Origin of the sequence: Arthrobacter sp. R-11 (genome assembly GCF_049913155.1) — a bacterium.
Taxonomy (GTDB): Bacteria; Actinomycetota; Actinomycetes; order Actinomycetales; family Micrococcaceae; genus Arthrobacter.
Genome location: NZ_CP183979.1, coordinates 3,648,632 through 3,674,187, shown reverse-complemented (window position 1 = coordinate 3,674,187; position 25,556 = coordinate 3,648,632). Strand labels below are relative to the sequence as shown.

25 protein-coding genes are annotated in these 25,556 nt (G+C 65.9%); 17 read left to right on the top strand and 8 right to left on the bottom strand.

Annotated elements, in window-relative coordinates; genetic code table 11:
• Positions 1–78: 78 nt before the first annotated feature.
• The 7 genes from ACN9M4_RS16700 (at position 79) to ACN9M4_RS16670 (ending at position 8,786) form a co-directional block, all read left to right on the top strand.
• The gene (locus tag ACN9M4_RS16700) at positions 79–726 is read left to right on the top strand and encodes a bifunctional 4-hydroxy-2-oxoglutarate aldolase/2-dehydro-3-deoxy-phosphogluconate aldolase (RefSeq protein WP_426299820.1); all 648 of its coding nucleotides are present in this window, start codon (positions 79–81) and stop codon (positions 724–726) included.
• Positions 723–1,271: an AAA family ATPase gene (locus ACN9M4_RS16695; protein WP_426299818.1), complete on the top strand. Its 549-nt coding sequence runs from the start codon at positions 723–725 to the stop codon at positions 1,269–1,271. The genes ACN9M4_RS16700 and ACN9M4_RS16695 overlap by 4 nt, the downstream gene beginning before the upstream one ends.
• 243 nt (positions 1,272–1,514) lie before the next feature.
• Entirely contained in the window at positions 1,515–2,921 is a 1,407-nt protein-coding gene (locus ACN9M4_RS16690; protein WP_426299816.1) for an MFS transporter, read from the top strand.
• 147 nt (positions 2,922–3,068) lie between these two features.
• The gene (locus ACN9M4_RS16685) at positions 3,069–3,881 is read left to right on the top strand and encodes a sugar phosphate isomerase/epimerase family protein (RefSeq protein ID WP_426299814.1); all 813 of its coding nucleotides are present in this window, start codon (positions 3,069–3,071) and stop codon (positions 3,879–3,881) included.
• A 96-nt stretch (positions 3,882–3,977) separates the two neighbouring features.
• Complete coding sequence (locus tag ACN9M4_RS16680) at positions 3,978–4,769, top strand: SDR family NAD(P)-dependent oxidoreductase (RefSeq protein WP_426303513.1); 792 nt, start codon at positions 3,978–3,980, stop codon at positions 4,767–4,769.
• A 262-nt stretch (positions 4,770–5,031) separates the two neighbouring features.
• Positions 5,032–6,765 (top strand): ABC transporter ATP-binding protein, encoded by a 1,734-nt coding sequence (locus ACN9M4_RS16675; RefSeq protein WP_426299812.1) that lies wholly within the window; start codon positions 5,032–5,034, stop codon positions 6,763–6,765.
• 95 nt (positions 6,766–6,860) lie between these two features.
• Entirely contained in the window at positions 6,861–8,786 is a 1,926-nt protein-coding gene (locus tag ACN9M4_RS16670) for an ABC transporter ATP-binding protein (protein WP_426303512.1), read from the top strand.
• A 91-nt stretch (positions 8,787–8,877) separates the two neighbouring features.
• Here the strand turns inward: ACN9M4_RS16670 and ACN9M4_RS16665 are convergent, their stop codons facing one another.
• Complete coding sequence (locus tag ACN9M4_RS16665; RefSeq protein WP_426299810.1) at positions 8,878–9,051, bottom strand: hypothetical protein; 174 nt, start codon at positions 9,049–9,051, stop codon at positions 8,878–8,880.
• 289 nt (positions 9,052–9,340) lie between these two features.
• Between ACN9M4_RS16665 and ACN9M4_RS16660 the strand changes: the two genes are divergently transcribed.
• Positions 9,341–9,772: an SRPBCC family protein gene (locus ACN9M4_RS16660; protein WP_426299808.1), complete on the top strand. Its 432-nt coding sequence runs from the start codon at positions 9,341–9,343 to the stop codon at positions 9,770–9,772.
• Between the two features lie 18 nt (positions 9,773–9,790).
• Here ACN9M4_RS16660 and ACN9M4_RS16655 read toward each other — a convergent pair whose 3' ends face one another.
• Complete coding sequence (locus tag ACN9M4_RS16655; RefSeq protein ID WP_426299806.1) at positions 9,791–10,357, bottom strand: MOSC domain-containing protein; 567 nt, start codon at positions 10,355–10,357, stop codon at positions 9,791–9,793.
• A gap of 222 nt (positions 10,358–10,579) precedes the next feature.
• Between ACN9M4_RS16655 and ACN9M4_RS16650 the strand changes: the two genes are divergently transcribed.
• The 3 genes from ACN9M4_RS16650 (at position 10,580) to ACN9M4_RS16640 (ending at position 12,127) form a co-directional block, all read left to right on the top strand.
• A complete protein-coding gene (locus ACN9M4_RS16650; RefSeq protein WP_426299804.1) occupies positions 10,580–10,918 on the top strand; it encodes an ArsR/SmtB family transcription factor in 339 nt (112 codons plus the stop codon).
• A gap of 17 nt (positions 10,919–10,935) precedes the next feature.
• Positions 10,936–11,433: an SRPBCC family protein gene (locus ACN9M4_RS16645; RefSeq protein WP_426299802.1), complete on the top strand. Its 498-nt coding sequence runs from the start codon at positions 10,936–10,938 to the stop codon at positions 11,431–11,433.
• A 91-nt stretch (positions 11,434–11,524) separates the two neighbouring features.
• Positions 11,525–12,127 (top strand): DUF1992 domain-containing protein, encoded by a 603-nt coding sequence (locus tag ACN9M4_RS16640; protein ID WP_426299800.1) that lies wholly within the window; start codon positions 11,525–11,527, stop codon positions 12,125–12,127.
• 1 nt (position 12,128) lies between these two features.
• Here the strand turns inward: ACN9M4_RS16640 and ACN9M4_RS16635 are convergent, their stop codons facing one another.
• A complete protein-coding gene (locus ACN9M4_RS16635) occupies positions 12,129–13,457 on the bottom strand; it encodes an MFS transporter (RefSeq protein ID WP_426299798.1) in 1,329 nt (442 codons plus the stop codon).
• A gap of 287 nt (positions 13,458–13,744) precedes the next feature.
• Here ACN9M4_RS16635 and ACN9M4_RS16630 point away from each other — a divergent pair, with 287 nt between their 5' ends.
• The 3 genes from ACN9M4_RS16630 (at position 13,745) to ACN9M4_RS16620 (ending at position 16,748) form a co-directional block, all read left to right on the top strand.
• Positions 13,745–14,086, top strand: coding sequence for a hypothetical protein (locus ACN9M4_RS16630; protein ID WP_426299796.1), 342 nt, complete (start codon positions 13,745–13,747; stop codon positions 14,084–14,086).
• Between the two features lie 101 nt (positions 14,087–14,187).
• Positions 14,188–16,062: a sensor histidine kinase gene (locus tag ACN9M4_RS16625; protein WP_426299794.1), complete on the top strand. Its 1,875-nt coding sequence runs from the start codon at positions 14,188–14,190 to the stop codon at positions 16,060–16,062.
• Positions 16,059–16,748: a response regulator gene (locus ACN9M4_RS16620; protein ID WP_426299792.1), complete on the top strand. Its 690-nt coding sequence runs from the start codon at positions 16,059–16,061 to the stop codon at positions 16,746–16,748. The genes ACN9M4_RS16625 and ACN9M4_RS16620 overlap by 4 nt, the downstream gene beginning before the upstream one ends.
• 120 nt (positions 16,749–16,868) lie before the next feature.
• Here ACN9M4_RS16620 and ACN9M4_RS16615 read toward each other — a convergent pair whose 3' ends face one another.
• Positions 16,869–17,348, bottom strand: a complete 480-nt coding sequence (locus ACN9M4_RS16615) for a hypothetical protein (protein ID WP_426299790.1) — start codon at positions 17,346–17,348, stop codon at positions 16,869–16,871.
• A 284-nt stretch (positions 17,349–17,632) separates the two neighbouring features.
• On the opposite strand from ACN9M4_RS16615, the gene ACN9M4_RS16610 reads away from it, so the two are divergent.
• Both ACN9M4_RS16610 and ACN9M4_RS16605 read left to right on the top strand, forming a co-directional pair.
• Positions 17,633–18,217 carry an adenylate kinase gene (locus tag ACN9M4_RS16610; RefSeq protein ID WP_426299788.1) on the top strand — a complete coding sequence of 195 codons (585 nt, stop codon included), beginning with the start codon at positions 17,633–17,635 and terminating at the stop codon, positions 18,215–18,217.
• A gap of 179 nt (positions 18,218–18,396) precedes the next feature.
• Positions 18,397–20,193 carry a glycoside hydrolase family 15 protein gene (locus tag ACN9M4_RS16605; RefSeq protein ID WP_426299786.1) on the top strand — a complete coding sequence of 599 codons (1,797 nt, stop codon included), beginning with the start codon at positions 18,397–18,399 and terminating at the stop codon, positions 20,191–20,193.
• Between the two features lie 170 nt (positions 20,194–20,363).
• Here ACN9M4_RS16605 and ACN9M4_RS16600 read toward each other — a convergent pair whose 3' ends face one another.
• Positions 20,364–21,242, bottom strand: a complete 879-nt coding sequence (locus ACN9M4_RS16600) for an AAA family ATPase (protein ID WP_426299784.1) — start codon at positions 21,240–21,242, stop codon at positions 20,364–20,366.
• Between the two features lie 210 nt (positions 21,243–21,452).
• On the opposite strand from ACN9M4_RS16600, the gene ACN9M4_RS16595 reads away from it, so the two are divergent.
• A complete protein-coding gene (locus tag ACN9M4_RS16595; RefSeq protein WP_426299782.1) occupies positions 21,453–21,767 on the top strand; it encodes a hypothetical protein in 315 nt (104 codons plus the stop codon).
• A gap of 72 nt (positions 21,768–21,839) precedes the next feature.
• Here ACN9M4_RS16595 and ACN9M4_RS16590 read toward each other — a convergent pair whose 3' ends face one another.
• From ACN9M4_RS16590 to aceB, 3 genes are read right to left on the bottom strand one after another with little or no spacing between them, the layout of a single operon-like run.
• On the bottom strand, positions 21,840–22,670 hold the full coding sequence (locus tag ACN9M4_RS16590; protein WP_426299780.1) for a bifunctional allantoicase/(S)-ureidoglycine aminohydrolase: 831 nt from the start codon (positions 22,668–22,670) through the stop codon (positions 21,840–21,842).
• A 10-nt stretch (positions 22,671–22,680) separates the two neighbouring features.
• The gene (locus ACN9M4_RS16585; RefSeq protein WP_426299778.1) at positions 22,681–23,946 is read right to left on the bottom strand and encodes a DUF6986 family protein; all 1,266 of its coding nucleotides are present in this window, start codon (positions 23,944–23,946) and stop codon (positions 22,681–22,683) included.
• A gap of 2 nt (positions 23,947–23,948) precedes the next feature.
• Entirely contained in the window at positions 23,949–25,544 is a 1,596-nt protein-coding gene (aceB, locus tag ACN9M4_RS16580) for a malate synthase A (protein ID WP_426299776.1), read from the bottom strand.
• Positions 25,545–25,556 lie beyond the last annotated feature (12 nt).

Genomic DNA, 25,556 nt, shown 5'->3' with positions numbered 1-25,556 from the left:
TGGCGCCAACGACACTTCAAAAGCGACCCACGATGCCTCGGAGCAGAGAAGCTTCCCGGGCCAGAAGAAAGGCCAGCAATGTACAAGAAATTTCGCACCCTGCAAACCATCCACGAGTCCGGCGCCGTCCTGATCGTGCGGCTGGAGAACGCAGACGTTGCCGAGCGCGTTGCGGAAGCCGCCATCGAAGGAGGGTTCCGTGCGCTTGAAATCACGCTTTCAATTCCAGGCGCCGTAGACGTGATCCGCCGGCTCGCCGCCAAGCATGGGCCCAACGGGGTAGTGATCGGGGCCGGAACGGTCCTGGACGAGCACTCGGCCTACGAGTGCATCCGTGCCGGTGCCGCATTCCTGGTCAGTCCCCAGCTGAACCCGGCAATGATCCGGACCGCCAACCGGTACCAGGTGCCGACCGTCAGCGGAGCCTACACTCCCACGGAGCTCGTTGAGTCCGCCGAAGCCGGCGCTGACATCCTCAAACTCTTCCCGACCGAGGCTGGGGGAGTCTCCTACGCCAAGGCGGTGCTGGCTCCGCTGGCGCATCTGCCCATCATGCCGGCAGGCGGTGTAACCCTGGAGAACGTAGGCGATTGGTTCGCGGCTGGCGTGGCTGGCGTGGGTGTGGGCAGCTATGTGACCAAAGCATGGCAGCCTGACGGCGACTTCTCCCGCGTCACCGCGGCCGCACGGGAGTTCCTCTCGGCAGTGGCAGAGGCCCGCCAATGACGGTCCCCAAAGTCTTCATCGTCATCGGCCCGGCCGGATCCGGAAAGACGACCATTGCGCAACAAACGGCAAAGGAGCATGGAGCCGCATACCTGGACAAGGACCGGATCTGCGGTCGTCTTGTCGAATTCGCCTTGAAAGCAGCCGGCCATGACCCCAGCGACCGGGAATCCAACGGGTTCTACCGGGAAAATGTTCTGCCCCTGGAATACGAGACGCTCATGGATACCGCTGGAGCGAATCTGCGGCTGGGGCGGTCGGTTGTACTCGACGCACCCTTCGGCGCGTACTTCGCCAATCCGGACTATCTAACGCGCGCCGCGGAAGAATTCGACTGGCCTGCTTCGGAGACCACGGTAGTGCGGGTGCAGGTTCCGCAGGATGTTCTTCGGGAGCGGCTCATTCAGCGGGGCCTGGAGAGGGACCGGTGGAAACTGGCGCATTGGGACGAGTATTGGGCTTCTTACGGCAGCCTGAACTGCACCTGGTCCGGAGTCCGTTTCCTTGACCTCAACAACGAGAAGACCCTGCCAATTCAGGGATGACCTTTCAGGGCCCGGACGACCTCCGTTCCCTGTTCGAAAATGACCATTGACAGAGTGATCCAGCCTACGTAGCATTGCTTGCAACCGATCTCAGCAACCGATCTCATTGATGAGTTTTTTTGCAATCGATCTCATTGGCGGAGAGAGCCGGATCAGATTCCTTCCCGGCCCGCACGCCGCTCCGGGCGTCCGGGCAAAATTCCAATACCCCTCCGCAGTAACCGTGAAAACATGGAGAGTTCAATGAAGACCTCAAAAGAAGCCGTCGGCAGTCCAGACCCTTCGGAGTTTCCCGAAGCGTCTGAGCGCCCGCGCCGCAACGTCAACCTGGTGGCAGGCACAATCGGCCACTTCGTGGAGTGGTACGACTGGTACATCTACGGGTTGTTGGCAGCAGTGTTCTCGTCGCAGATTTTTCCAAGCGACTCCCCGTTCGCCTCGCTGGTTGCAGCGCTGCTTACCTACGCAGTCGGGTTCGTTGTGCGGCCGCTCAGCGGAATCATCATTTCGCCACTGGCGGACCGCTTCGGCCGGCGGCTTATCCTGACGCTTTCCATTTCCGGGATGGCCGTTGGCGCCCTGATCATCGGTCTCACGCCTTCCTTTGCGACCATCGGATTCGCGGCGCCTGCTCTCTTCCTGGTTGCACGGATTATCCAGGGAATTTCTGCCGGAACGGAGCAGCAGAGCGCCATCGCCTTCATGGTTGAGCACGCTCCCGCGAGCCGGAGGGGTCTGTTCGGCTCGTTCACGAATATGGCGAGTGGCCTTGCAACCCTTACAGCGACCGGTGCGGCGGCGATGGTGACATCAGCTTTTGCTCCGGCGGACCTCGCCGCTTGGGGATGGCGCATCCCGTTCGTTATCGGCGGCATCCTCGGTGTCGTGGGGCTTGTCCTCAGGGCCCGCGCCGAAGAGACACCTGAGTTCGAGGCAAGTGCAGCCGTCGACAAAAAGTCGGCCATGGCACGCCTGCGGGACCTGGTCCGCGAACACCCGAAGGCTCTGCTGCAGGCGGCGGCACTCTCTGCTCCAGCCGTTGCCTACTACACGTGGGCCACCTTCCTCCCCACCTATGCCAAGCTGACCACCGGCCGGGACTTGTCCTCTACCCTGGCCGGCAGCGTTATCGGGCTGGCCTTGCTTGTCATCATCGTGCCGGTCTGCGGCGCGCTCTCTGACAGGCTCGGCCGTCGCAAGATCTTCCCCGTCGTCGGCGCCATCGGCATGATCGTCCTCTTCTACCCCTTGCTCCTCCTGCTGAACCAGCCGGGCTTCTGGGTGTACGTCCTCGTATCGGCATCCGGCTGGGTGGTTCTTGGCATCTGGCAGTCCGTCTACCCGACCATCCAGGCCGAACTGTTCCCAGCGGCCGTGCGGGTGTCGGGCATCGGCCTTGCGCACCAGATCGTGATCGCCGTCTTCGGCGGTACAGCGCCGCTGATCGCCGCTGCATTCGTTGGCGCCGGGCAGCCGATGCTTGTCGCGGTCTACATGATCGTGATCGTCGCGCTCAGTCTCATCGTGTACTTCACGCTCCCGGAAACCGGCAGCCGGGGAGGCCGCGCCACAGTAGCGCAGGCTGACCCGGAGGTCGTGGAGGGCGAATACCTGATTGCTCCGAGCAGCCAGGCGAAGGGTTCCCACTAAGCGCTCGCACCTTGGAAGTCTTGCGGCTCGAACGGGCAGGAAGGGGCATGGTCGTCCCGGCCTCCGTTCGAGCCGCCTGGCTCGCCAAAAGCCTGGCCATTTACCGGCTCCTTCTCCATGGGCACAGAACCGAGGATATGTTTCCAGATGATTATTAATACGTTTTCCTATCTATGGTCGGCCAGCGCGGCTGATGCGATCACGGAATTGGTCGACAACGGGTATCGGGTCTTTGAAGTTCCGGTTAGCTCTCCGCACTGCTGGCCGGACGAGATCTCCACGTCGGAGCGCTCTGCAATTTACAAAAGGCTCAATGAGCGGGGCGCCGGCATCAGGTCTCTGAATGCCGGTGGATATGACATAAATTTGGCCAGCCCTGGCGCCAGCATGCGTCGCAAAAGCATTGAACACATTAAGTCAGTGATTGATCTGGCTGCCGCCTGGGATGTATCCGAGGTTGTGATCTCGCCTGGTACAAGGCGCCCCATGATCTCGCCTTCGCTCGAAAGGACCTACGGGTGGATGTACGAGAGCCTGGAGAGCCTGATTCCGCTGGCCAAGCAGGCCGGCACGCGACTCCTTTTCGAAAACACTCCTTATTGCTTCGCACCTACCATCCGGGACTTGGCAGGTGTCGTGAGCACGGTCAACGACGATTCGCTCAAGATCGTGTACGACGTCGCGAATGCTGCTTACATTGGAGAGGATCCAGTAGATGGCTTGCTCTCCAATCACGAATCAATTGGACTTGTGCATATTTCCGACACGGGCACCGAAGCCTGGGGTCACGATCCAATCGGCACTGGAGTGATCGACTGGAATGGACTGGGGAATGCCGTCAGAGAAACATGCGGAGTCAACAACGTGGTTCTTGAGATCATTCGCGAAGAGAACCCGGTGCACGAATTTAAGAAGGCGATGCAGGACCTCAAAAACCAAGGCTGGGAACTGGGAAGCTAACTCCAGCGTTGGGGGAGCGCGGCGCATCAGCCAATGGTTGAAAAAAATAATGGAATCGGTTTACATCTTGAATCCCCGTTGGAAAGAGTGTGTGTGATGAGGGCGTTGGTTAGTGGCGGAAGTAGCGGCATAGGGGCGTCTACATGCCTGCGAATCGCAGAGGCGGCTCTTGCTCGGGGTGTGCACCCGATGATTGCCGTATGTGGGCACGAATCGAACAGCAGCCAGGATCAAGTCGTTCGTTCCATCCAGTCAATGGGAGGCACGGCCATCGCGTTGGCGGGCGACCTTGGAGATACCGACGTGCCAAGTGAACTGGTAGAAGCTGCGGTAGCCGAATTCGGTGGTCTGGATGCATTGGTAGCGAATGCCGGGGTCGCCAGTCCTGGCGCCATCTGTGACCTTTCCCTTGAGGACTGGGACAGCATGTTCTCCGTTAACCTCCGTGGCGCGTGGCTTCTTGCCAAAGCAAGCTACCCGCATCTGAGGCAGAGCCGCGGTTCCGCTTGTTTTACCTCTTCGATGTCTGGCCAGCTACCGCACGCCGGATCAGGCGCCTACAGCCCCAGTAAGGCTGCGTTGACGATGCTGGCCCAGACGCTCGCATTGGAATGGGCACCTGACGGAATCCGTGTAAATGTGGTCTCTCCGGGCATGACTCACACGCGGATGACTGAAAAGATGTACGTCGATCCCCAAATCAAGAAGGCAAGGGAAGATATCATCCCGCTGGCAAGGATCGGCGATCCGATGGACATTGCCAACGTGATCGAATTTCTTGTGAGCCCTCTATCGGGCTACGTCACCGGGCAGGACATCTGTGTCGATGGCGGCTTCTCCAAGTCCATTCTTAGCCATATTCCTGGTCGACCCAGCTCGAAATCTTGAAGCCCGAGCTGTAACCGGTGACCTCGGAAAGTGAGCCTGGCCCGCCGCGGCGGGCTGCTCCCGTCGATGTCCATCCGGCGCAGGACAGGGTGGAGCCACGCGGGGTTACTTACGGCCCATGTTTGGCACCATGATGGGCCGTCAATGATCCCGCGTTGCTTGAAGAGGGGTCGGTGCGGGCAGCCGCAGGAATTTCCTCTAGTTGCCCATGGCAACCAGCCGTAAACTGACTTGCAAGATCACTTCGGCGAGCGGAATACGGATGCTCTGGAAGCTCCTTGTGCAGTACCTGCGGCCGCATCGGCGGCTGCTGATCGCCGTCGTCGTCTTCCAGCTGGCCCAGTCGATCGCCTCGCTCTACCTGCCCACCCTCAACGCCGACATCATCGACCACGGCGTGGCTACCGGCGATACCGGGTACATCCTCGGCACCGGCAGTTGGATGCTGCTCATCACCCTTGCTCAGATCGCCTGTTCGATCACCGCAGTCTATTTCGGGGCCAAGGCTGCCATGTCGCTTGGCAGGGACCTGCGCGATGCGATCTTCGCCAGGGTCGGGGAATTCTCCGAGCAGGAGGTGGCCTACTTCGGGGCTCCCTCACTCATCACCCGGACCACCAACGACGTCCAGCAGGTCCAGCAACTGGTCCTCATGACCTGCACGCTCCTGGTGGCCGCCCCAATCCTCAGCATCGGCGGCGTGGTCATGGCAATCAGGCAGGACGCCCAGCTGTCCTGGCTCATCGCCGTCGCCGTCCCGGTGCTGCTGATCGCAGTGGGGCTGATCGTCTCGCGGATGGTGCCGCTGTTCCGCAAGATGCAGACCAGGATCGACACCGTCAACCGCGTGCTGCGCGAACAGCTGGCCGGCATACGGGTGGTGCGGGCCTTCGTCCGGGAGAGCATGGAGACCGAACGCTTCGCAGCCGCTAACTCGGACGTCACCGAAATGGCGCTGCGCGCCGGCCGCCTCATGGCTCTCATGTTCCCCGTGGTGATCCTCGTCCTGAACATTTCCAGCGTGGCCGTGATCTGGTTCGGCGCCTTCCGGATCGAGGACCGTTCCATGCAGGTGGGCACCCTCATCGCCTTCCTCAGCTACCTGATGCAGATCCTGATGTCCGTCATGATGGCCACGTTCATGGCGGTGATGATTCCGCGCGCCGCCGTGTCCGCAGACCGGATCGGGGAAGTCCTGCAGACCGAGTCGAGCGTGCGCCCGCCGCTGGAACCGGTGCTCAGCAGCGCCGGCCGCGGCGAACTGGAACTCGTCGACGTCGGATTCGCCTACCCGGGCGCCGAGCAGCCGGTGCTGGAAGGCATCAGCTTTACCGCCCCGGCGGGGCAGACGACGGCGATCATCGGCAGCACCGGGGCGGGTAAGACCACCCTGGTGAACTTGCTGCCCCGGCTGTTCGATGCGGGCAGCGGCTCGGTGCGCCTGGACGGCGTCGATGTCCGGGACCTGCATCCGGACCTCTTGTGGGGCCACATCGGCCTGGTGCCGCAGAAGCCCTACCTGTTTTCCGGCACCGTCCGCAGCAACCTGCTTTACGGAAAGCCCGACGCCGACGAGGACGAACTGTGGTCAGCGCTCGCCATCGCCCAGGCGCGCGACTTCGTCCAGGAGATGGACGGGGGCCTGGATGCGCCCGTGTCGCAGGGCGGCACCAACCTCTCGGGCGGGCAGCGGCAGCGGCTGGCGATCGCCCGGGCACTGGTGAAACAGCCGGGGCTCTACATTTTCGACGACTCCTTCTCATCCCTGGACACCGCCACCGATGCCCGGCTCCGCCAGGCGCTCAAGCGCAGCACCGCCGGCGCCACCCTCGTGATCGTCGCCCAGCGCGTCTCCAGCATCATCGATGCCGAGCAGATCCTGGTGCTCGACGACGGCAGGATCGTCGGGCGCGGCACCCACCAATCGCTTATGGAGACATCCGAAACGTACCGCGAGATCGTCTCCTCCCAGCTCTCGGCGGAGGAGGCGGCATGAGCGGCGCAGGCGGAAACCGCGGCACCCGGCCGGCCGCCGTCGTCGGGCATGTGGCTGCCGGGAACTCAAACCTGGGACGGCCGCAGCGGCCGCCGATGGGACCGGGGCGCGGCGGCCCCTTCGCAGGGATGAACATCCCGGCCGAGAAGGCACTCAACTTCCTGCCCTCCGCCAAGCGGCTCCTGAGTACCCTGCAGCCGGAGCGACTATGGCTGGTGCTGGTACTTGCCCTGTCGGTGGCCAGCGTCGCGCTCCAGGTGCTCGGGCCGCGGCTGCTTGGTGAAGGTACCAACCTGATCTTTGCCGGCGTCGTGTCCAAGGATCTGCCCGCCGGGACAAGCAAGGAGCAGCTCATCGCGGGGCTGCGCGCCTCGGGGCAGGACGCCCGGGCGGACATGCTCGGCCCCATGAAGCTGACCCCGGGCGAGGGCATCGATTTCGCCGCGCTGTCCTCGGTGCTGCTCTGGGTGCTGGTGCTGTACGTGCTGGCCTCGGCGTTCGGCTGGATGCAGGCGTACATCCTCAACGGCGTCGTGCAGCGCACCGTCTACCGGCTGCGGGAAGAGATCGAAGCGAAGATCAACAGGCTCCCGCTGCGCTACTTCGATTCGGTGAAGCGCGGCGAGCTGCTCAGCCGGGTCACCAACGACGTCGACAACATTTCGCAGAGCCTGCAACAGTCCATCAGCCAGGCGGTCACCTCCCTGCTGTCGGTGGTGGGCGTGATCTTCATGATGATGCTGCTCTCGCCCCTGCTGGCGCTGCTCACCATGGTCACCGTGCCGCTGACCCTCGTGACCACCATGCTCATCGCCAAGCGCTCGCAGAAGCTGTTCGTGGCGCAATGGAAGAACACCGGCGAGCTCAACGGGCAGATCGAGGAGAGCTACACCGGGCACGCGCTGGTGAAGGTCTTCGGCCGGCAGCGCGAAGTGGAGCAGCTCTTCCGGGAAAAGAACGCGGAGCTGTTTGCGGCCAGCTTCGGCGCCCAGTTCATCAGCGGCCTGATCATGCCGGCCCTGACCTTCATCGGGAACCTGGTCTACGTGGGAATCGCCGTGGTGGGCGGCCTGCAGGTGGCCGCGGGAGCGATGCAGCTGGGCGACGTCCAGGCGTTCATCCAGTACTCCCGGCAGTTCACCCAGCCCCTGGCGCAGCTTGGGTCCATGGCGAACTTGCTGCAGTCCGGCGTCGCGTCCGCCGAGCGCGTGTTCGAGCTGCTGGACACCGAGGAGCAAGAGCCCGATCCCGCGCCCGCCGCGTCACCGTCGACGGCGAGCGGCCGGCTCGTGTTCGAGAAGGTTTCCTTCGCGTATTCGCCGGACAAGCCGCTCATCAAGGATCTGAGCCTGGTGGCCGAGCCGGGGCAGACCATCGCGATCGTGGGGCCCACCGGCGCGGGCAAGACCACCCTGGTGAACCTCATGATGCGCTTCTACGAGCTGGACGCCGGCCGCATCACGCTTGACGGCGTGGACATCGCCACCATGCGGCGGGACGATGTCCGCGGGCGGATGGGCATGGTGCTGCAGGACACCTGGCTGTTCGGCGGCACCATCAGGGACAACATCGGCTACGGCAAGCCCACCGCCTCCGAGGGCGAAATCATGGAAGCCGCCGGCGCGGCCTACGTGGACCGCTTCGTGCACTCCCTGCCGGAGGGCTACGACACCGTGCTCGACGACGAAGGCGGCAACATCTCCGCCGGGGAGAAGCAGCTGCTCACCATAGCCCGTGCCTTCCTTTCCCGGCCGTCCGTGCTGATCCTGGACGAGGCCACGAGCTCGGTGGACACCCGCACCGAGGTCCTGGTGCAGAACGCGATGCGGGCCCTGCGCTCGGAGCGCACCAGCTTCGTGATTGCGCACCGCCTTTCCACCATCCGCGACGCCGACCTCATCCTGGTCATGGAGTCCGGGCAGATCGTGGAGCAGGGAAACCACGCCGGGCTGCTGGCGGCCGGCGGCGCCTACGCCCGGCTGTACGAGGCCCAGTTCGCGGCCCCGGCGGCGGAGGTTTAGCAGCTGCTGTTAACAGTGGCGGGCGGCCGTTAACGAGTGCGACGGCGGGAGGTTGCCTCCCGCCGTCGCTCGCTAGTTTCCGGAACGGTGCCTAGGCAGGGACCGAGACGGTGAAGGTGTTGGGGCCGCTGGCGGTGACGGCGATTTTGCTGGTGCAGGTGTTGTGGCGGGTCGAGAGCTCGTTGACGAGGGCGTCGAGCGTGTGGTGCACGGCGGTGCGGTCCCAGATCTTGAGGGTGACGGATTCGGCAGTTTCAAACGTCATTGTTCTTCGGCTTCCAATCATGAATTCGCTGTCCCGGCCTCGCGCCAGTGCGGAGCCGGGGTGGTACTGATCCATGAACGCCCGGGGCCTTTGGGCGGCTCTGCGAGCTCACCGCTTTGGCCTCGTTGCGTCCAGCAGATGAAGGGTCCGGCCCGGAACGGATCCGGGCCAACTTTTCCATGGTGCACGGGGGTGCCCGGACGGCTCAATCGACTGGATCACAAAGCGGGGTGATCCTGCTCACAATCAAGGGTTACGGCTGCTCCGGCCGCGGAGTAGGGTCGGGGCCATGAGCGGCAAGTATGTGGCGACGTCGGGCATCACCATAGCGGCACCCGCGGACCGGGTCTGGGCTGTGCTGACCGACCCTGCGGCGATCAAGGAGTTCATGTTCGGTACCGATGTGGAGACCGACTGGTCGATCGGCGGCAGCATCAGCTGGCGGGGCGAATGGGAAGGCAAGGAGTACGCGGACAGGGGCCGCATCCTCGAATTCGACCCCGGGAACCGGCTTGTCATGACGCATTTCAGTCCCCTAAGCGGCCAGGAGGACAAGCCGGAGAACTATCACACCCTCACCTGGACGCTGGAGGACGAAGGCGTCGGAACGAAGCTGACCCTCTCGCAGGACAACAACGCCAGCGCCGAAGAGGCGGAGCACTCCAAGGGGATGTGGGACCAGTTGGTGGCCAGCGTGAAGGAGATCGCGGAACGGGGGTAGGCCTTCGAGCGGGAGTACCTACGGCAACCGCGACGGTCGTAGCACCGTCGCCTCGCCGGCGCGCTCCGGATCAAGCGGCACCGGGCTGAGTAGGACTGCCGGGCCGCGGTGCAGGACGCCGTCGGACACGACCCGGCAGCGGATGCCGCCGCGGCCCCGCATCGCCTTGTGGGCACCGGGCGCGAGCATCCGGTCCATCCAAGCGCAGGGATGGGCCGGCCGCCCGGCGTGCAGCCACACCAGCTCCCCGCCGGATTCCAGGGCGAAGTCGTGGCCAAGCAGGGGTGCCAGTTCGGCGCCGCGCAGGAAGACGTTGCGGCGGGTCAGCAGCGGGTCGAAGGGTCCGGCGCCAAGTTCCGCGGCGATGGACTCCAAAGCTTCCACGGCGAAGAGGGTGACCGCCGCGTCCATGTGAGCGGCCTTGCCGAAGAAACGGTCGCCGACGATTCCCTTGCCGGCCACCAGTTCCACGAGCCCGGCGTCCGTGGCGGGAACCTCGGCCGGCCCGTCCTTGGCGCGGCCGAAATAGGCGTGCTCCGGCGAGACCAATAGGTGCACGACTTCCACCTCGTAGCGGTACGTCATGGCACCAAATTATCCTCCAATGCCAAGCCCTGGCGGCCTTCCGCGGCCTCAGCGATGCGGGCTAAATACCGGTTTAAACGTTGTTCACAGGCTCAAATTTCGTCAGGTGTGCTGCGTTTGGCCCGGCATTTTCGATGGCACTGCCGCCTGGCTTCAAGGGCCACCGGACGAACCTCCGGAACCCATTGACACCGCCTGCCTTCAGTCGTAACCTACAACCAAATGGTTGTAGATCAGTTGGACGACGCAGGGATCGACCGCCTTTTCCAGGCGCTCGCGGATCCCACCCGCCGGGACATTGTGCGCCGGGTGACGCTGGGGGAGTACTCGGTGTCCGGCCTCGCGGCGCTCTACGCCATGAGTTTTGCCGCCGTCCAGAAACATGTGGCGGTATTGGAGCGTGCCTCTTTGGTCAGCAAGGAGAAGCGCGGAAGGGAGCAGATCGTGCGGGGCAATCGCGATGGACTGCAGAATGTCCGGCGGCTGCTTGACGAGTATGAGGACATCTGGCGGCAGCGCGCCGCCCGGATCGCAGACATCCTCAAAGAAGAACCGAAATAGTACAGAAGGGTTCCGCAATGACTGTCATCAGTTCCACCAAGAATCCCGAAACGCTCAGCCTCACTCTCGTCGCCGAGTTTGACGCCGACGTCGAACGCGTCTGGCAGATCTGGGAAGACCCGCGCCAGCTCGAGCGCTGGTGGGGCCCTCCCGGCTATCCGGCCACCTTCGAAAAGCATGAATTCACGCCCGGGGGCGAGGCTGGCTACTACATGACCACCCCAGAAGGGGAGAAACCCCGCGGTTGGTGGCGCTTCACCAACATCGAGCGGCCCCACCGCCTCGAGTTCGATGACGGCTTTGCCGATGAAAACGGCGAACCCGTAGCCGAGGTGGGTGCCGGCCACGCCACTGTGACCCTCGAGGACCTCGGCGGCCGTACCCGGATGACCGTCCAGTCCACCTTCGAATCCGAAGAACAGATGACCCAGATGTTGGAGATGGGCATGGAAGAAGGCATGAAGGAAGCGTTGGGGCAGGTCGACGCCCTCCTCGCCGAACACTCCCACGCCTGAGCGTAACCAGCATCCGACGACGGCGGGAGCCTCCCGCCGTCGTCGGCTGTCTTTAGGGTCCGGATCTTCGAGTCCGCAGTACCCTGTGGTTATGGATGAGGACGCCAGGGAATCCGGCGCCAGGCGCCGCCTGGAACGGGCGGCGGAGCTCCGAGCCGGCGGGTACGCCGGGAACCTCTCTCCCGAGGAGGCGGCACACGCCGCAGCGGAAGACGAGCTTCAGGAGAAGCGCCGGAAGTTCGACACCGCCTCGCGGGCCGACTACCTGATCCGGGACGCCATGGCGCACGGCAAGTTCGACAACCTCAAATACGCAGGCAAACCCATCCCGGGTCTCGGCGAAAGCTACGACCCCGACTGGTGGGTCAAGGGCCTCATCCAGCGCGAGCACCTCAGCGGCCTCGGCCCCGAAGCGATCCTGCTGCGGAGGGACGACGCCGGGCTCGACGCCGTCCTGGACGAACAAGCCACCGAAGAGCGGGTCCGGGCCATCCTGGAGGACTTCAACGCCCGGGTAGTCAATGCCCGCCGCCAGCTCCAGGGCGGACCTCCCGTGATCACGAAGACCCGGGAGGTCGCCGTCGAGCTTGAGCGCTGGCGCGCCCGACGGGCAGCAGCCTCGGCCGCCCGCCCGGAGCCGCCGGAGCCCCCGCCCGCCAGGCCATGGTGGCGGCGATGGCCCCGGGGCAGGTAGGTTACCGGACCGGGTTGCCCAACTCGCGCAGCGGTGTCTTGTTCGTTTCCCGGGCCCACAGAGCGCCGGCCACCGCCAGCAGCGAGGACGCAGCCACGATCCAGGCGGCCGGACCCCAGTTGGCCTTCTCCGCGCCGACGAGGGCCGTGCCCAGCAGGGGAGTGAAGCCGGCGCAGAGGATGCCGACCTGCAGCCCGATGGCCATGCCGGAGTAGCGGACCTTGACGTTGAAGAGCTCGGAGAACCAGGCCGGGTAGATGGCGTTGGACATCGAGTAGGTGCCCGCGGTGATCAGGGTGCTGGCCAGGAAGATCATAGGGACGTTTGCGGTCGAAATGACCGAGAAGTACACGAAAATCATCGCACCGGAGCCGAGTACGCCCGAGATGAAGACCGGCCGCCGTCCGTAGCGGTCGGAGAGCCATGCCATCAGCGGCTGCGAGGCGATGGCGATCACGTTGCCGAGGATGCTCACCCACAGCATGGTGGAGGCCGGGACGCCTACCGACACGGCGTACGCCAGGCCGAACGACTGCATGAAGGTGTTCGTGACGGTCTCGAAGGACATCAGGGCCACCTGGAAGAACTGGGCCGGGTGGGTCTTGAACATCTTGGCGAACGGGAGCTTCACGAGTTCGCCGTGGTCGTGCTTCTCCTCGAAGACCTCGGGCTCCTCGAGGGAGCGCCGCACCAGGTAGGCCACCACCAGCACCACCAGCGAGAGCCAGAACGGGATGCGCCAGCCCCAGGCCAGGCGCTCGGCTTCGCTCATGGCCGCCACCGGCAGGAAGGCCAGGGATGCCAGCACAATGCCGGCGGAAATGCCGCTCATGGCAAAGCTGGCGAAGAATCCGCGGCGTCCTTCGGGGGCCTCTTCGGTGGACAGGGCGGATGCGCCTGCAGTCTCTGCGCCTGCGGAGAGACCCTGCATAAGCCGAAGGACCACCAGCAGTGCCGGCGCCCAGTATCCGACGCTGTTGAAGTCGGGGAGCACACCGATCAGGAAGGTCGCTGAACCCATCAGCACGAGGGTCAGCACCAAGGTGTTCTTGCGGCCGATCTTGTCCCCGAGGTGGCCGAACACGATTGCGCCGAACGGGCGGGCAACGTACGCGACGCCGAAGGTGGCGAAGGAGGCGATCAAGGCAACGGTGGGGTCGCCGGACGGGAAGAAGATCTTCGAGAAGACCAGCGATGCGGCGGTGGCGTAGATGAAGAAGTCGTAGTACTCGAGGGCGCCGCCGAGGAAGGCTGCGAGGGCCGCCTTCTTGGCCCGTTTGAGTTGGCGGTCACTGGCCGAGACGGCGGGGCCGCTTGCGAGATTGGTCATTCCGGAGGTCCTTCCGCGCTGAAAGACGGGGTGTTGGGTGTCTGTGGATTGTTCGCACTGCGAACGTTTGTACGATATGTGGTTCAAAAAAAGAGTACTCCATGGTGAGTTGACTCACAACTGTCATTGACTCCGAACGTCTCCCGGGAGGCGGTCTCGAGCCGGTCCAAAAGGCCGCGGAGTTAGCTTCGTCACCTCTGCCTCAAAACGGCTGAAACGGTCTTTTGGCGGCTGCATACTTGTGTTGGTTGTTGTGAAATCCGGGTGTTGAAGATGGGGTTCGGCTGGTGGAAAAGCTGATGCGTGTGGTGCGGAGCGAGTACTTCCCCGCAGGGGTTGTGCTTGGTGGGGTCCTGCTGTTCTGGACGGTGGGTTTGCTGGGCGGACTGAGCTGGCTCAGCGGCGGCCAGTCACCCTTGACCGTGCTGTCCTGGATGATCTTCATCTACGCCGCCGTGGTCCTCTCCCCGGTGGCCGTGGCTCTTTCCGTCATGGACATCAGCCGCCGCTACCGCGGAACGCACGACGCTGGAATCGCCGAGCCGCTGCTGAAAAACGCCGCGCCGCTGCTGAAGAACCTTGCCGAGCTGCGCCGCATGGCGCTGGCCCGCCTGCAGCGCGAAGACTGACGGCGCCGCGTCCGGCTTTCGCCCGGAACTGCCGCTGAATTCCCTGTAGCCCGCCGCCCTCCGGCGTGGGAATCTTAAGCCGTGGCGGAGGGGGAAACGCGGTGACTCCACGGCAGACGGCATGGGTGCTGGCGGTGACCGCCGGCCTGGCCGCCGTCGTGCTGCTGGCCGTCGACTGGTCACCGCTTGCGATGCAGGACCCGGCCCGCACGCTCGGGCTGCTCAACGCCCAGGGCGTTGTGCATCTGGGCGGGATCGCCGACAGGGTCCCTTTCAGCCTCCTTGAATTCGCGATGTTCCTGGCCGTGGGGCTGGGCCTTGTCCTCTCCGGCGTGGCCGCGTGGCGGAGCCAGCCGAACGGCAGGCCGGGATTCCTGCTGGTCCTGGCGGGCTGGCTCTGGCTGGCCGCCGGCCTGCGCCGCTCCAGCGATCCCCTGGCCTTCACCACCGGCGTGACCCTCACGTTGATGTACCAGCCGCCCTTGCTGCAGCTGGCGTTGAGCTTCCCCACCGGGACGCTGAAGACCCGGCTCCAGAAAGTGGCCGTGGGATTCTTCTTCTCCCTCTGGCTGGCCATCGCCGTGGCCAACTGGGCATTCTTCGACCCGCGCCTGCACGTCGCAGCGGGAGAATCCACCTCGCGGAACCTGCTCCTGCTCTGGGACGACCTCGCACTCACCACGGCCATCGGCAACGCCGCCCGGGTGGTGCAGATCTGCGTGGGCCTGGCCATCGTGCTGCTCCTGGCGATGCGCTGGCACGCCGGCACCCCGGCCTACCGGAGTTCCTTCCTGCCGCTCGGCTTCGCCCTGATTCTCAAAACCGGAGCAACCATCTGGGTCGCCGCCGCCGTCGTCCAGTTCTCCGGGCCGCAGGCCTCCGAGGCGCTGCTGTGGCAATATCCCGCGACGGCGGTGGTCCCCCTGGCGGTCCTGGTGGGCTTGTGGCGCTACCGCTTTGCGCGGGGCGCCCTCAGCGAGCTCATGGTGGAGATCGGCTCGGCGCCGCTCAATGAACGGCTCACCGACGCGCTGCGGAAGACCGTCCGGGACCCGAGCCTGGAACTGTGGCAGTGGTCTCCCGGGCAGCCTGGCTTCGTCGACGGGCACGGCAGGGCACGCGAACTGCCGGCGGAACACAGCGGCCGCGCGGCGATGGTCCTGGAACGCAAGGGCTTGCCGGTGGGCGCGCTGGTTTTCGACCAGGCGCTCCGGGACCAGCCCCAACTGCTCGAAGCCGTGCGCAGCGCCACCTCGCTCACCCTGGACAACCGCAACATGGAACAGCAGCTGCGCGAACAGCTGATCGAAGTGCGCCGCTCCCGCGAACGCATTGTCACCGCCGGAGACGCCCGCCGCCGCCAGCTGGAGCGGGACCTGCACGACGGCGCCCAGCAGCGGCTGGTGGCCGTGGCCATGGAGCTGGCCCGGGCCAGGCGGCTCGCGCCCGACGGCGACGTCCGGGAGCTGATCGGGCACGCCGCCGGGGAACTCAACACAGCGCTGGGTGAACTCCGTGAACTCGCCCGCGGCGTGTACCCGCCGTCGCTTCGCGAGCGGGGGCTCGCCGGATCGCTGACCGCCCTGGCCGAACGCACCCCAGTGCCCATGGATGTCCGGGTGGAGCTTGCCGCTCCCGTGCCTCCTGCCGTGGAACTTGCCGCCTACTTCATTTGCGCCGAGGCCGTGACAAACACCGCCAAGCATGCCGGGGCAACCATGATCCGGGCCCGCGCCACCGGTACTGCGGACCGGCTGACCGTGGTGGTCGAGGACAACGGGAGGGGAGGCGCCGCCCCCGGGCCCGACGGCGGACTGATGGGACTTGCGGACCGCGCGGCCGCGCTGGGCGGCACCTTCGACGTCGTCAGCCCACCGGGGCAGGGGACAACCGTGACGGCGGTCCTGCCGTTCTCCGCGGAACCCGCTTCGGTTCCGGAACTGCCTGCCGTCGAAAGCGAAGGAGGGCTTCCGTGACATTGAGGATTGCCATCGCGGATGATTCCGCTTTGCTGCGCAGGGGCCTGGCGGCACTGCTGGAAGCCGAAGGAATGACAGTGGTGTGCGAAGCCGGCGATGCCGCAGAGCTGCTCGGCTGCGTCGAGCGCGAGCGTCCGGATGCCGCCGTCGTGGACATCCGCATGCCGCCCGGCTACGCGACCGAGGGGATCGAAGCCGCCAGGGAGATCAGGCGCCGGTATCCGGACACCGGGGTGTTGCTGCTGTCGCAGTATGTGGAGACGGAGAACGCGATGTCCCTGTTCGCCGGGGGAGCCGATGCTGCCGGCCTCGATGGCGCGAAGGGCCTCGGCTACCTGCTGAAGGAACGCGTCTCCGACATCGAGGATTTCCTTGACGCCTTGCGGCGGGTGGCCACCGGTGGCACCGCCGTCGACCCCGAGCTGGTGTCCCGCCTGGTTTCGCGCCCGCAGGAACCCCGGCAGGGCAGGGAGGAGCTGAGCAGCCGGGAACGGGAGGTACTGGAACTCATGGCCGAGGGGCGCACCAACCAGGCGATCAGCCGCTGCCTGTTCCTCGGTGAACGGACCGTGGAAGCCCATATCCGCAGCATCTTCGTGAAATTCAACCTGCGGCCGGAACCCGAAGACCACCGCCGGGTACTCGCCGTCCTGAGCTATTTGCGTTCCGGAGGAGGCCGCTGACGCGCCGGCTTCTGAACGCGCCGGCTTCTGAACGCGCCGGCTTCTGAACGCGCCGGCTTCTGAACACGCAAGAGCCGGCCCGGTACGCAAACGCACCGGGCCGGCTTCACTGCCGCGGGTTCAGTTCGAGATCGACAGGATCGCGCTGTTCTGCCAGCCCGTGTAGCCCGACCAGACTCCGCCGCTGCCCACCTTGAAACGGACCTTCTGGTAGACCTCCTCGTAGCCGATCTCACCGTCCACCAAAGTGCGGTAGTTGTGGATGGTGGTGCTGGTGCCGGCGCTGAGGTAGCGGCTGAAGTCCGTGCCGCCCAGGTAGTCGTCGCCGTTCGGCCAGCTATCGTCTTCCCAGCGCTGCTGCTGGATGTAGAGGGAGCGGCTGCCCGTGCAGCTCGCAGTGATCCGGTAGTCGAGGACCTTCACTCCGTTGCTGTTGATGTACGCGAAGATCGGCTTCAACGGCGTGACCGTACAGGAATAGAGGGTGCTGGCCTGGGCAGGCGTGCCGAGGGCCAAGCCGGCTCCGGCAAGGCCGAGGCTCACGGCGAGTGCTGAGATGATCCGGGCGCGCTTGGGCCGGGACAAGGTGTTGGTGCGCATTTCTCTCCTGGGGTGTGATGTGAACCGGGCGGTGCGGAGGTGAACGGACATCCGCGGCCGGGCTGTATGCTCCGGCCTGCCGGCAATCAGTGGAGGTCCCTCTTTGGTGCGGGTCCCCCGCTAGGGCCAGGGGTTCCTGGCCCGAAATCAATGGTGCTCCCGGGCCGGTGTCCTGCGCTTCCGTGCTAGCACGTAATTACTCCCGCATTTGGATAAAAGCTTGCGCCGGTCGGCCGGCTCAGCGGAACAGGTGCCAACGAGCTTGCCCGTTGCTAGGCTCAGGCATGACCCGCATGATCATCATCGGCGCGCCCGGTTCCGGGAAGGGCACCCAGGCCGAATACCTCGCAGCCCATTTCGGCATCCTTCCCGTTTCCACGGGCGAGCTCTTCCGCTCCCACGTGCGTGAGCTGACGGAACTGGGGGCCGAGGCCCGCGCCTTCATGGACAAGGGCGAGCTGGTGCCGGACCGGCTCACCGATGCGATGGTGGCCCGCCGCCTTGCGGACGACGACGTCAGGAACGGCTTCCTCCTGGACGGCTATCCGCGCAACGTGGCCCAACTTGCCGCGCTCGACGCCCTGCTGGAGGGCAAAGGCCAGCGGCTGGACGTCGTCGTGCAGTTGGCCGCGGAGGACGAGGAACTGGTCCAGCGCCTCCTCAAACGTGCACGGGAGCAAGGACGCAGCGACGACACCGCCCCGGTGATCCGCCGCCGCCTGGAGCTGTACAGGGAGGAAACCCAGCCGGTGGTCTCGGCGTATTCGGAGCGCGGAATCGTGGTGGAAGTGGACGGCGGCGGAGACAGGGAGGCGATTACGGAGCGGGCGATTGCCGCCGTCGGGTCCTTCCTGGGAACCCGGCAATGAGCTTTTCGGCGGGCGCCGCAGCGGCCTCCGGCGGACCGGCCTCTGGTGGACCGGCCTCTGGCGGACCGGCCTCTGGCGGACCGGCCTCTGGCGGACCGGCCTCCGGCGGACCGGCCTCTGGTGGACCGGCCTCCGGTGGACCGGCCTCCGGCGGACCGGTCGGCATCGAGGACTATGCCATGATCGGTGACCTGCATACTGCGGCCCTCGTCAGCACCGAAGGGTCCATTGACTGGTTGTGCCTGCCGCGTTTCGACTCGCCGGCGTGCTTCGCTGCTTTGCTTGATACCTCCGACGCCGGCCGCTGGCTCCTGGCGCCGGCGGATGGCGGCCCCTGTACCCGACGCGGTTACCGCCCGGGAACCCTGGTCTTGGTGAGCGAATGGGAGAACGACGAGGGCCACGTCCGGGTCACGGACTTCATGCCGCCGCGCGACGAGGTTGCCGATATCGTCAGGGTGGTCGAGGGAATCCGGGGCAGCGTGCGGATGCGCGGCGAACTGACCCTCCGTTTCGATTACGGCCATGTGGTGCCGTGGGTCCGACGGAATCCGCACGGAATCGGCGCTGTTGCAGGCCCGGACTCGGTCTATCTGGAAACAGCGGCACCGCTCAAGGGCGTAGAGATGCGCACGGTCAGCGAGTTCACTGTCGGGGAAGGGGAGACGGTCCCGTTCGTGCTGACATGGGCGCCGAGCCACCTTCCGCGGCCCCGGTCCGTGGACCCCGTCGCCGCGCTGGCGGACACCGAACAGTTCTGGACCGAATGGTCCGCCCACTGCGCGGACGCCGGGCCCTACCATGCCGCCGTCGAACGTTCCCTGATCACCCTCAAGGCGCTCAGCTACGCACCGACGGGCGGGATCGTGGCTGCTCCCACCACCTCGCTTCCCGAACAGCTCGGCGGGCCGCGGAACTGGGACTACCGCTACTGCTGGCTCCGCGATGCCACGCTGACACTGCAATCCCTGCTCGCGGCGGGCTACACGGAGGAGGCCGTCGCCTGGCGGGACTGGCTCCTGCGCGCGGTGGCCGGTGATCCGGCGGACCTGCAGATCATGTATGGACTGCACGGCGAGCGCCGCCTTCCCGAGAATGCCCTCGGCTGGCTGTCCGGCTACCAGGGATCACAGCCCGTCCGCACAGGCAACGCCGCCGCGGAGCAATTGCAGTTGGATGTCTGGGGCGAAGTGCTGGATTGCCTGTCCTTGACCAGGGCGGGCCTCCTCGGCGGAGGCAAGGGGAAAGGTGACGATTCCTGGCCCCTCCAGCAGGCCCTGATGGGTCACCTGGAACAGATCTGGCACCAGCCGGACAACGGATTGTGGGAAATGCGCGGGCCGAGGCGCCATTTCACCCATTCAAAAGTGATGGCCTGGGTGGCTGCCGACCGCATGGTCAAGGCGATCGGCGAAACTGGACTGCCGGGACCGCTCGAGCGCTGGGCGGCCCTGCGCGACACCATTCACCGGGAGGTCATGGAGCGGGGTTTCGATGCCGGGCGCAACACCTTCGTGCAGTCGTATGGCAGCCAGGAACTGGACGCGAGCCTGCTGCTGATCCCCAAGGTGGGCTTCCTGTCCCATGATGATCCGCGGGTGATCGGCACCATCGAGGCCATCCAGCGCGAGCTGACCGTGGACGGCTTCGTGCTGCGGTACCGCACGGAGGAGAGCGATGACGGCTTGCCGGGAGGGGAGGGGGTATTCCTCGCCTGCTCCTTCTGGCTGGTCGATGCGCTTCTTGGCGCGGGACGTGCCGGCGAAGCCACTGAATTGTTCGAGCGCCTGCTCTCCCTCCGGAACGACGTGGGGCTGCTCAGCGAAGAATGGGACCCGTTGACCCGGCGGCAGTTGGGGAACATGCCCCAGGCCTTCAGCCACTTCGCCCTCGTGACGAGCGCCATGCAACTGGACCGGGGCAGGGCGCACCGGAGCAACGTGCCCATCGGAGATACTGCGGGGCCAGGCTCCTAGTCCCGGCCGGTGCTCTGGCAGAACGGGACACATCGGAGAACAATTGAAACCATGGTCAGGTATTCAGCCCTTGAAAAGGCGTCCAGCAAGCACCCGCACGACTGGGGCCGGGCGATGGCCTCGGCCATGACCAAGCTCGCGGAGGCGGCGCGCATCGACGGGCGGGACCTTCAACATGACTTCCTCTTTGGGGAGGAACTGCGGCTCAGGATCGACGAGGACAACGACGGCGTCATGGTCGAGCTCACCTGGGCGCCGCCTGAGACCGGTGGCGCACCGGAGGATTCCGTGGCCTGAGCGGGCCACGTTTCGTTGCCCGGCTCCGGCGGGGAGGCGATGGTCAGGGTCGAGGTGTAGGGTCCGGTGGGCGGCCCCGGACGGACTCCCGGACGGACTCCCGGACGGACTCCCGGACCCGGAAACGGTGCAGGAAACGGCGAGGGACCCGGAAAAGGTCCCGCAGGAGCGCCGCCGTCGGGATGCTGTCCGTTGCTGCCCAGCAGACTGCGCGTGAGGGCTTCGCTGTCCGCCATCAACTGCTCAACCGCGACCTCCAAGTGGGCATCCGACGGCGCGGCTCCGGCCAGTGCCGCGGCCACCACCGCGCGGCGTACCAGTTCCTTGGCGAACGACGCCGTGGTCCCGGCGGTGCGGGCCGACGCGGCTTCGAGCGCGGCCCCTGAGAAGCCCAGGCCCGAGGAATACAGCTCCAGGAGCCGTTCGCGTTCGTGTTCCGAGGGCAGCGGGATCTCGACGGCCAGGTCCACGCGTCCGGGCCGTTGCGCCAGGGCACGTTCGAGCATGTCCACCCGGTTGGTGGTGAGGACGAAGGCGACGTCGGCATCACTGTCCAGGCCGTCCATGGCGTCCAGCACCTCGAAGAGCAGGGGCTGCGGGCCGTGGCCGAAACTGCGGTCCTCGGCGATCAGGTCGCAGTCCTCCAGCACCACGATTGACGGAGCGAGCGCCCGCGCGATCCGCGCCGCTTCAGAAACCCGGGCGAGGATCCCGCCCGACAGGAGCACCGCCGTCGTTCCCCAAATTTTCATCCATGCACGGAACCCTAGCAGGGTGACGTTGCCCGCCCTGTGGCTCCGGTGCCGGACTACCGGATCGCGGGAGGCCCGGGAAAGTAGGGGCCTTTCAGCCTGGTCGCGGGAGCGCTGCTGGGTCGCTGGGACGTTGCGGCGACTTCGCAGCGCTCCAGCGACATCGCGCGTTCAAGACTGCCCGACGGCGGCGCTGCTACTCTGGCGGGCATGGAATCTTTGGGGGATCAGAACAATCCGGAAGAACCGGTCAAGGCGCCAAACAAGGGGAAGGCGATGGCCGTCGTCGTGCCTTTGCTGGGAACGCTGGTGGTGGTCGCGGGCGTGGTGACCGCATTGATCGGCAGTACCCAGCCCCTCGAGTTTGGCTGGGTTGCCTACGCCCCGCTGGCCAATAACCCGTTCAGCACCAGCGGTGCTGCCCTTGTTGGACCAATGACGCAAAACGGTTACCTGATCGCCGTCGTCGGGCTGCTGCTCCTGGCCTTCTGGGCCGGGCACCGGCTCGGCCGCAGGACCCAATAACGCCGCAGGACCGGTTAAACCGGGAACCGCCGGATCCATCGAGATGGATCCGGCGGCAGAAGCCCTGAACGCCTAGCCCGGCAGCGGTGCGCCGGTGAGCTTGATCTGGCGGTTCTGGTCCTTGTACAGCAGGTAGCGGAACTGGCCCGGGCCGCTGGCATAGCAGGCCTGCGGGCAGAAGGCGCGCAGCCACATGTAGTCGCCGGCCTCCACCTCAACCCAGTCCTTGTTGAGCAGGTACATGGCCTTGCCTTCCAGGACGTACAGGCCGTGCTCCATGACGTGGGTCTCCGGGAACGGGATCACGCCGCCGGGCTGGAAGGTCACGATGTTGACCTGCATGTCGTGCGCCAGGTCGTCGGAGGGGACGAAGCGCTGGGTCTTCCAGACGCCGTCGGTGTCCGGCATCGCGGTGGCTTCCACGTCCTTCTCGTTAGTGACGAAGGACTTCGCCTCGTAGCCTTCCAGGCGGTCGTAGGCCTTGCGGATCCAGTGGAAGGTGGCGATGTCGTCCGAGGTGTTCTCCACGCCCCATTCGTCGCCGGCGGCGAGGTAGGCGTAGCCGCCCTCTTCCATGATGTGCTTCTCGCCCTTGAGGTCCAGGTTCAGGGTGCCCTTGACCACGAAGATCACGCCTTCGACGCCGGCCTCGAACTCTGCCTTCGGCGCACCGCCGCCCGGCGCCACCTCGACGATGAGCTGCGAGAACGTGGTGGCAAAGCCGGAGATCGGGCGGGCGATGATCCAGGAGCGGGTCTTGCTGAAGCCCGGCAGGAGGCTCGTCACGATGTCCGTCAGCACACCCTTGGGGATCACCGTGTACGCCTCGGTGACGATCGCGCGCTCGGTGGTGAGGTGGGTCTGCGGCGGCAGGCCACCCGCGGGGTAGTAGTAGTTGCCCATGGTGAGTCCTTTACTTCGAAGTGGTGGCGAGTCGCGGGTGTGCCAGGACGGTCAGGCGGGGGAGTTCGACGCCGGCAAGCGCCAGGACTTCTTCGGTACCGACCGCGCCGCACTGGACGCCTCGCAGGATGAACGCCGCCAGCGCGCGTGCGGTGGCCGGCTCGTCCATGACGCCGCCCTCGGTGCGTTCGACGTAGTTCCGCAGCCGTGCCGCCGCTGCCGGCAGGCCTTCGCGGTAGAAGGCGTAGGTGGCGGCGAAGCGGCTGGGCAGCTGGTTGGCGTGCAGGTCCCAGCCTTGGTAGTAGCCGCGCTCCAGGGAACGGCGGACCAGGCGGCCGTGCAGCTTCCAGGCGTTCTCCACGTTGTCACCCACGGGGATGATGTTGGTGGAGCCATCGGACAGGCGGATGCCGGTGCCCGCCACGGCCAGCTGCATGACTTCCTTGGCGAAGTCGGCCACGGGGTGCTCCATGGACTGGTACTCGGCCGCGATCTGCAGTGACGCGGAGTAGTCGTAGGTGCCGTAGTGCAGGCCGCTGATGCGTCCGGGAACCGCGTGCGGCAGTTGGGCCACCGGCGAAGTGCCTTCCGGGCCGAGGATCAGCTGCGGGGTTTCGACTTGGACCTCGAAGCGCAGCCGGCCGGCCGGCAGCGAGTGGATCTCCTCCAGGCGGGAGACCGCGAAGTCCATGGCCTCGACCTGGGCCACCGTGGTGACCTTGGGCAGAGTCAGCACCAGGCCTTCGGGCAGTTCGCCCGCCGATGCCAGGGTGGAAACGAAGAGGTCCAGCGTCTTCAGGCCGCGGGCCCGGGTGGGCGCCTCGAAGCACTTGAAGCGGATGCCGATGAACGGCGGGGCCGAACCACCGGCCACGGCCTCGCTGACGGCCTGCGCCGCCGCGACTGCGGCCACGTCCTCAGCCTCGTCGCCGCGGTCGCCGTAGCCGTCCTCGAAGTCCAGGCGCAGGTCCTCGATGGGCTCGCTGCGCAGCTTGGCCGCGACCCGGCCGGCGACGGCGGCCGCCAGCCCGGGCTCCTGGCCCAGCAGCGCGCCGAGCTTCTCGAGACCGCCGTGCTCCTCCGCCGTCGCGAGCGCCTGGGCGCCCCATTCGGAGGCGAGCGACGGCGTGAAACGGTCCGCGGGCACGTACACGGTGTGCACGGGCTGGCGGCTGCCGCTGTCGCCTGGGTAGTTGCGTTCCAGCAGCTGGTCCGTGGCGGCCAGCCTGGAATCGATGGCGGCGAGATCCGCCGCGCTGAGGGAATGTGCGGCCATCCCTACACCAGCTCGTAGGCGGGGGTGGTGAGGAAGTCCGTGTAGTCCTCGGAGAGGCAGATGTCCGCGATCAGGCGGCTGGCCGGCTCGTAGTACTTGGCGAATGATTCCGCATCCACTTCGCCGCGCAGACGTTCGGTCTCTTCACCCAGGATCCTGGTGACGAGCTCACGGGTGACAGTGTTCCCGGTGTCCGCCAGGACGGACTTGTTGCGGATCTGCTGCCACACCTGCGAACGGGAGATTTCCGCCGTCGCGGCGTCCTCCATGAGGTTGTGGATGGCGACGGCGCCGCTGCCCGAGAGCCACACCGCGGTGTAGGCGACGGCGACGTAGAGGTTCAGGCGCATGCCCGCCTCGGTGACCTCGCCGCCGGCGGACGGCACGTCCAGGAGCTGCTCGGCGGTGACGGAAACCTCCGGGCGCTGCTTGTCGAGCTGGTTCGGCTTGTCGCCGAGCACGGAGTCGAACACTTCCTGACAGGTGGAGACCAGGTCCGGGTGCGCAACCCAGGAACCGTCGAAGCCGTCGTTCGCCTCGCGGGTCTTGTCCGCCCGGACCTTTTCGAAGGCCTGGGCGGTGACTTCCGGTTCGCGGCGGTTCGGGATGACGGCGGCCATGCCGCCCATCGCGAAGGCGCCCCGCTTGTGGCAGGTCTTGACCAGCAGTTCGGTGTAGGCGCGCATGAACGGCGCGGTCATGACCACGGAGGCGCGGTCCGGCAGGATGAAGGACTCGCCGGCATCGCGGAAGTACTTCACGATGCTGAACAGGTAGTCCCAGCGGCCGGCGTTCAGGCCGGAGGCGTGGTCGCGCAACTCGTAGAGGAACTCTTCCATCTGGAAGGCAGCCGGGATGGTTTCGATCAGCATGGTGCCGCGGATGCTGCCCTGCGGGATGCCGATGTAGTCCTGGGCGAAGACGAAGATGTCGTTCCAGAGGCGGGCCTCGAGGTAGCTCTCCATCTTGGGCAGGTAGTAGAACGGGCCGTGGCCGTTGAGGAGCAGCTGCTTGGCCGTGTGGAAGAAGTGCAGGCCGAAGTCCACCAGCGCGCCCACGGTGGGTGCGCCGTCGAGGAGCAGGTGGCGCTCGTCCATGTGCCAGCCGCGGGGGCGGGTGACGACGACGGCCAGCGGGGCATCCGTGCGCAGGCGGTATTCCTTGCCCTCCGGAGAGGTGTAGGCCAGGGTGCCGGCGGCGGCGTCACGCAGGTTCAGGATGGCGTCGATGACGTTGGCCCAGGTGGGGGTGCTGGCGTCTTCAAGGTCCGCGAGCCACACTTTGGCGCCCGAGTTGAGGGCGTTGATGGCCATCTTGACGGGGGAAGCCGGGCCGGTCATTTCGACGCGGCGGTCCTGCAGCGCGGCCGGGGCTTCGGCGACCTTCCAGTCGCCGTCGCGGATTTCCTTCGTCTCGGGAAGGAAATCGAGCTTGCCGGTGCGGGCAACCTCTTCGCGCTTGGCCGCGCGGGCTGCGAGGAGCTCCGAACGGGTGCCCGCGAAGCGCTTGTGGAGTTCCTCGACGAAGGCCAGGGCCTTGGGGGTCAGGATTTCTTCGGCACGTTCGATCGGCTGGGGATCGGTGACGGTAAGAGCCATGGAGCGGGTCCT

What these genes read in the sequence shown, in the direction of transcription:
- ACN9M4_RS16600 (WP_426299784.1), bottom strand. Translation starts at nt 21,242, where the DNA reads ATGAAAATTTGGGGAACGACGGCGGTGCTCCTGTCGGGCGGGATCCTC.
- ACN9M4_RS16665 (WP_426299810.1), bottom strand. Translation starts at nt 9,051, where the DNA reads ATGACGTTTGAAACTGCCGAATCCGTCACCCTCAAGATCTGGGACCGC.
- ACN9M4_RS16660 (WP_426299808.1), top strand. Translation starts at nt 9,341, where the DNA reads ATGAGCGGCAAGTATGTGGCGACGTCGGGCATCACCATAGCGGCACCC.
- ACN9M4_RS16595 (WP_426299782.1), top strand. Translation starts at nt 21,453, where the DNA reads ATGGAATCTTTGGGGGATCAGAACAATCCGGAAGAACCGGTCAAGGCG.
- ACN9M4_RS16590 (WP_426299780.1), bottom strand. Translation starts at nt 22,670, where the DNA reads ATGGGCAACTACTACTACCCCGCGGGTGGCCTGCCGCCGCAGACCCAC.
- ACN9M4_RS16655 (WP_426299806.1), bottom strand. Translation starts at nt 10,357, where the DNA reads ATGACGTACCGCTACGAGGTGGAAGTCGTGCACCTATTGGTCTCGCCG.
- ACN9M4_RS16635 (WP_426299798.1), bottom strand. Translation starts at nt 13,457, where the DNA reads ATGACCAATCTCGCAAGCGGCCCCGCCGTCTCGGCCAGTGACCGCCAA.
- ACN9M4_RS16610 (WP_426299788.1), top strand. Translation starts at nt 17,633, where the DNA reads ATGACCCGCATGATCATCATCGGCGCGCCCGGTTCCGGGAAGGGCACC.
- ACN9M4_RS16700 (WP_426299820.1), top strand. Translation starts at nt 79, where the DNA reads ATGTACAAGAAATTTCGCACCCTGCAAACCATCCACGAGTCCGGCGCC.
- ACN9M4_RS16690 (WP_426299816.1), top strand. Translation starts at nt 1,515, where the DNA reads ATGAAGACCTCAAAAGAAGCCGTCGGCAGTCCAGACCCTTCGGAGTTT.
- ACN9M4_RS16645 (WP_426299802.1), top strand. Translation starts at nt 10,936, where the DNA reads ATGACTGTCATCAGTTCCACCAAGAATCCCGAAACGCTCAGCCTCACT.
- ACN9M4_RS16680 (WP_426303513.1), top strand. Translation starts at nt 3,978, where the DNA reads ATGAGGGCGTTGGTTAGTGGCGGAAGTAGCGGCATAGGGGCGTCTACA.
- ACN9M4_RS16670 (WP_426303512.1), top strand. Translation starts at nt 6,861, where the DNA reads ATGGGACCGGGGCGCGGCGGCCCCTTCGCAGGGATGAACATCCCGGCC.
- ACN9M4_RS16585 (WP_426299778.1), bottom strand. Translation starts at nt 23,946, where the DNA reads ATGGCCGCACATTCCCTCAGCGCGGCGGATCTCGCCGCCATCGATTCC.
- ACN9M4_RS16605 (WP_426299786.1), top strand. Translation starts at nt 18,397, where the DNA reads ATGATCGGTGACCTGCATACTGCGGCCCTCGTCAGCACCGAAGGGTCC.
- aceB (WP_426299776.1), bottom strand. Translation starts at nt 25,544, where the DNA reads ATGGCTCTTACCGTCACCGATCCCCAGCCGATCGAACGTGCCGAAGAA.
- ACN9M4_RS16640 (WP_426299800.1), top strand. Translation starts at nt 11,525, where the DNA reads ATGGATGAGGACGCCAGGGAATCCGGCGCCAGGCGCCGCCTGGAACGG.
- ACN9M4_RS16615 (WP_426299790.1), bottom strand. Translation starts at nt 17,348, where the DNA reads ATGCGCACCAACACCTTGTCCCGGCCCAAGCGCGCCCGGATCATCTCA.
- ACN9M4_RS16675 (WP_426299812.1), top strand. Translation starts at nt 5,032, where the DNA reads ATGCTCTGGAAGCTCCTTGTGCAGTACCTGCGGCCGCATCGGCGGCTG.
- ACN9M4_RS16685 (WP_426299814.1), top strand. Translation starts at nt 3,069, where the DNA reads ATGATTATTAATACGTTTTCCTATCTATGGTCGGCCAGCGCGGCTGAT.
- ACN9M4_RS16650 (WP_426299804.1), top strand. Translation starts at nt 10,580, where the DNA reads ATGGTTGTAGATCAGTTGGACGACGCAGGGATCGACCGCCTTTTCCAG.
- ACN9M4_RS16695 (WP_426299818.1), top strand. Translation starts at nt 723, where the DNA reads ATGACGGTCCCCAAAGTCTTCATCGTCATCGGCCCGGCCGGATCCGGA.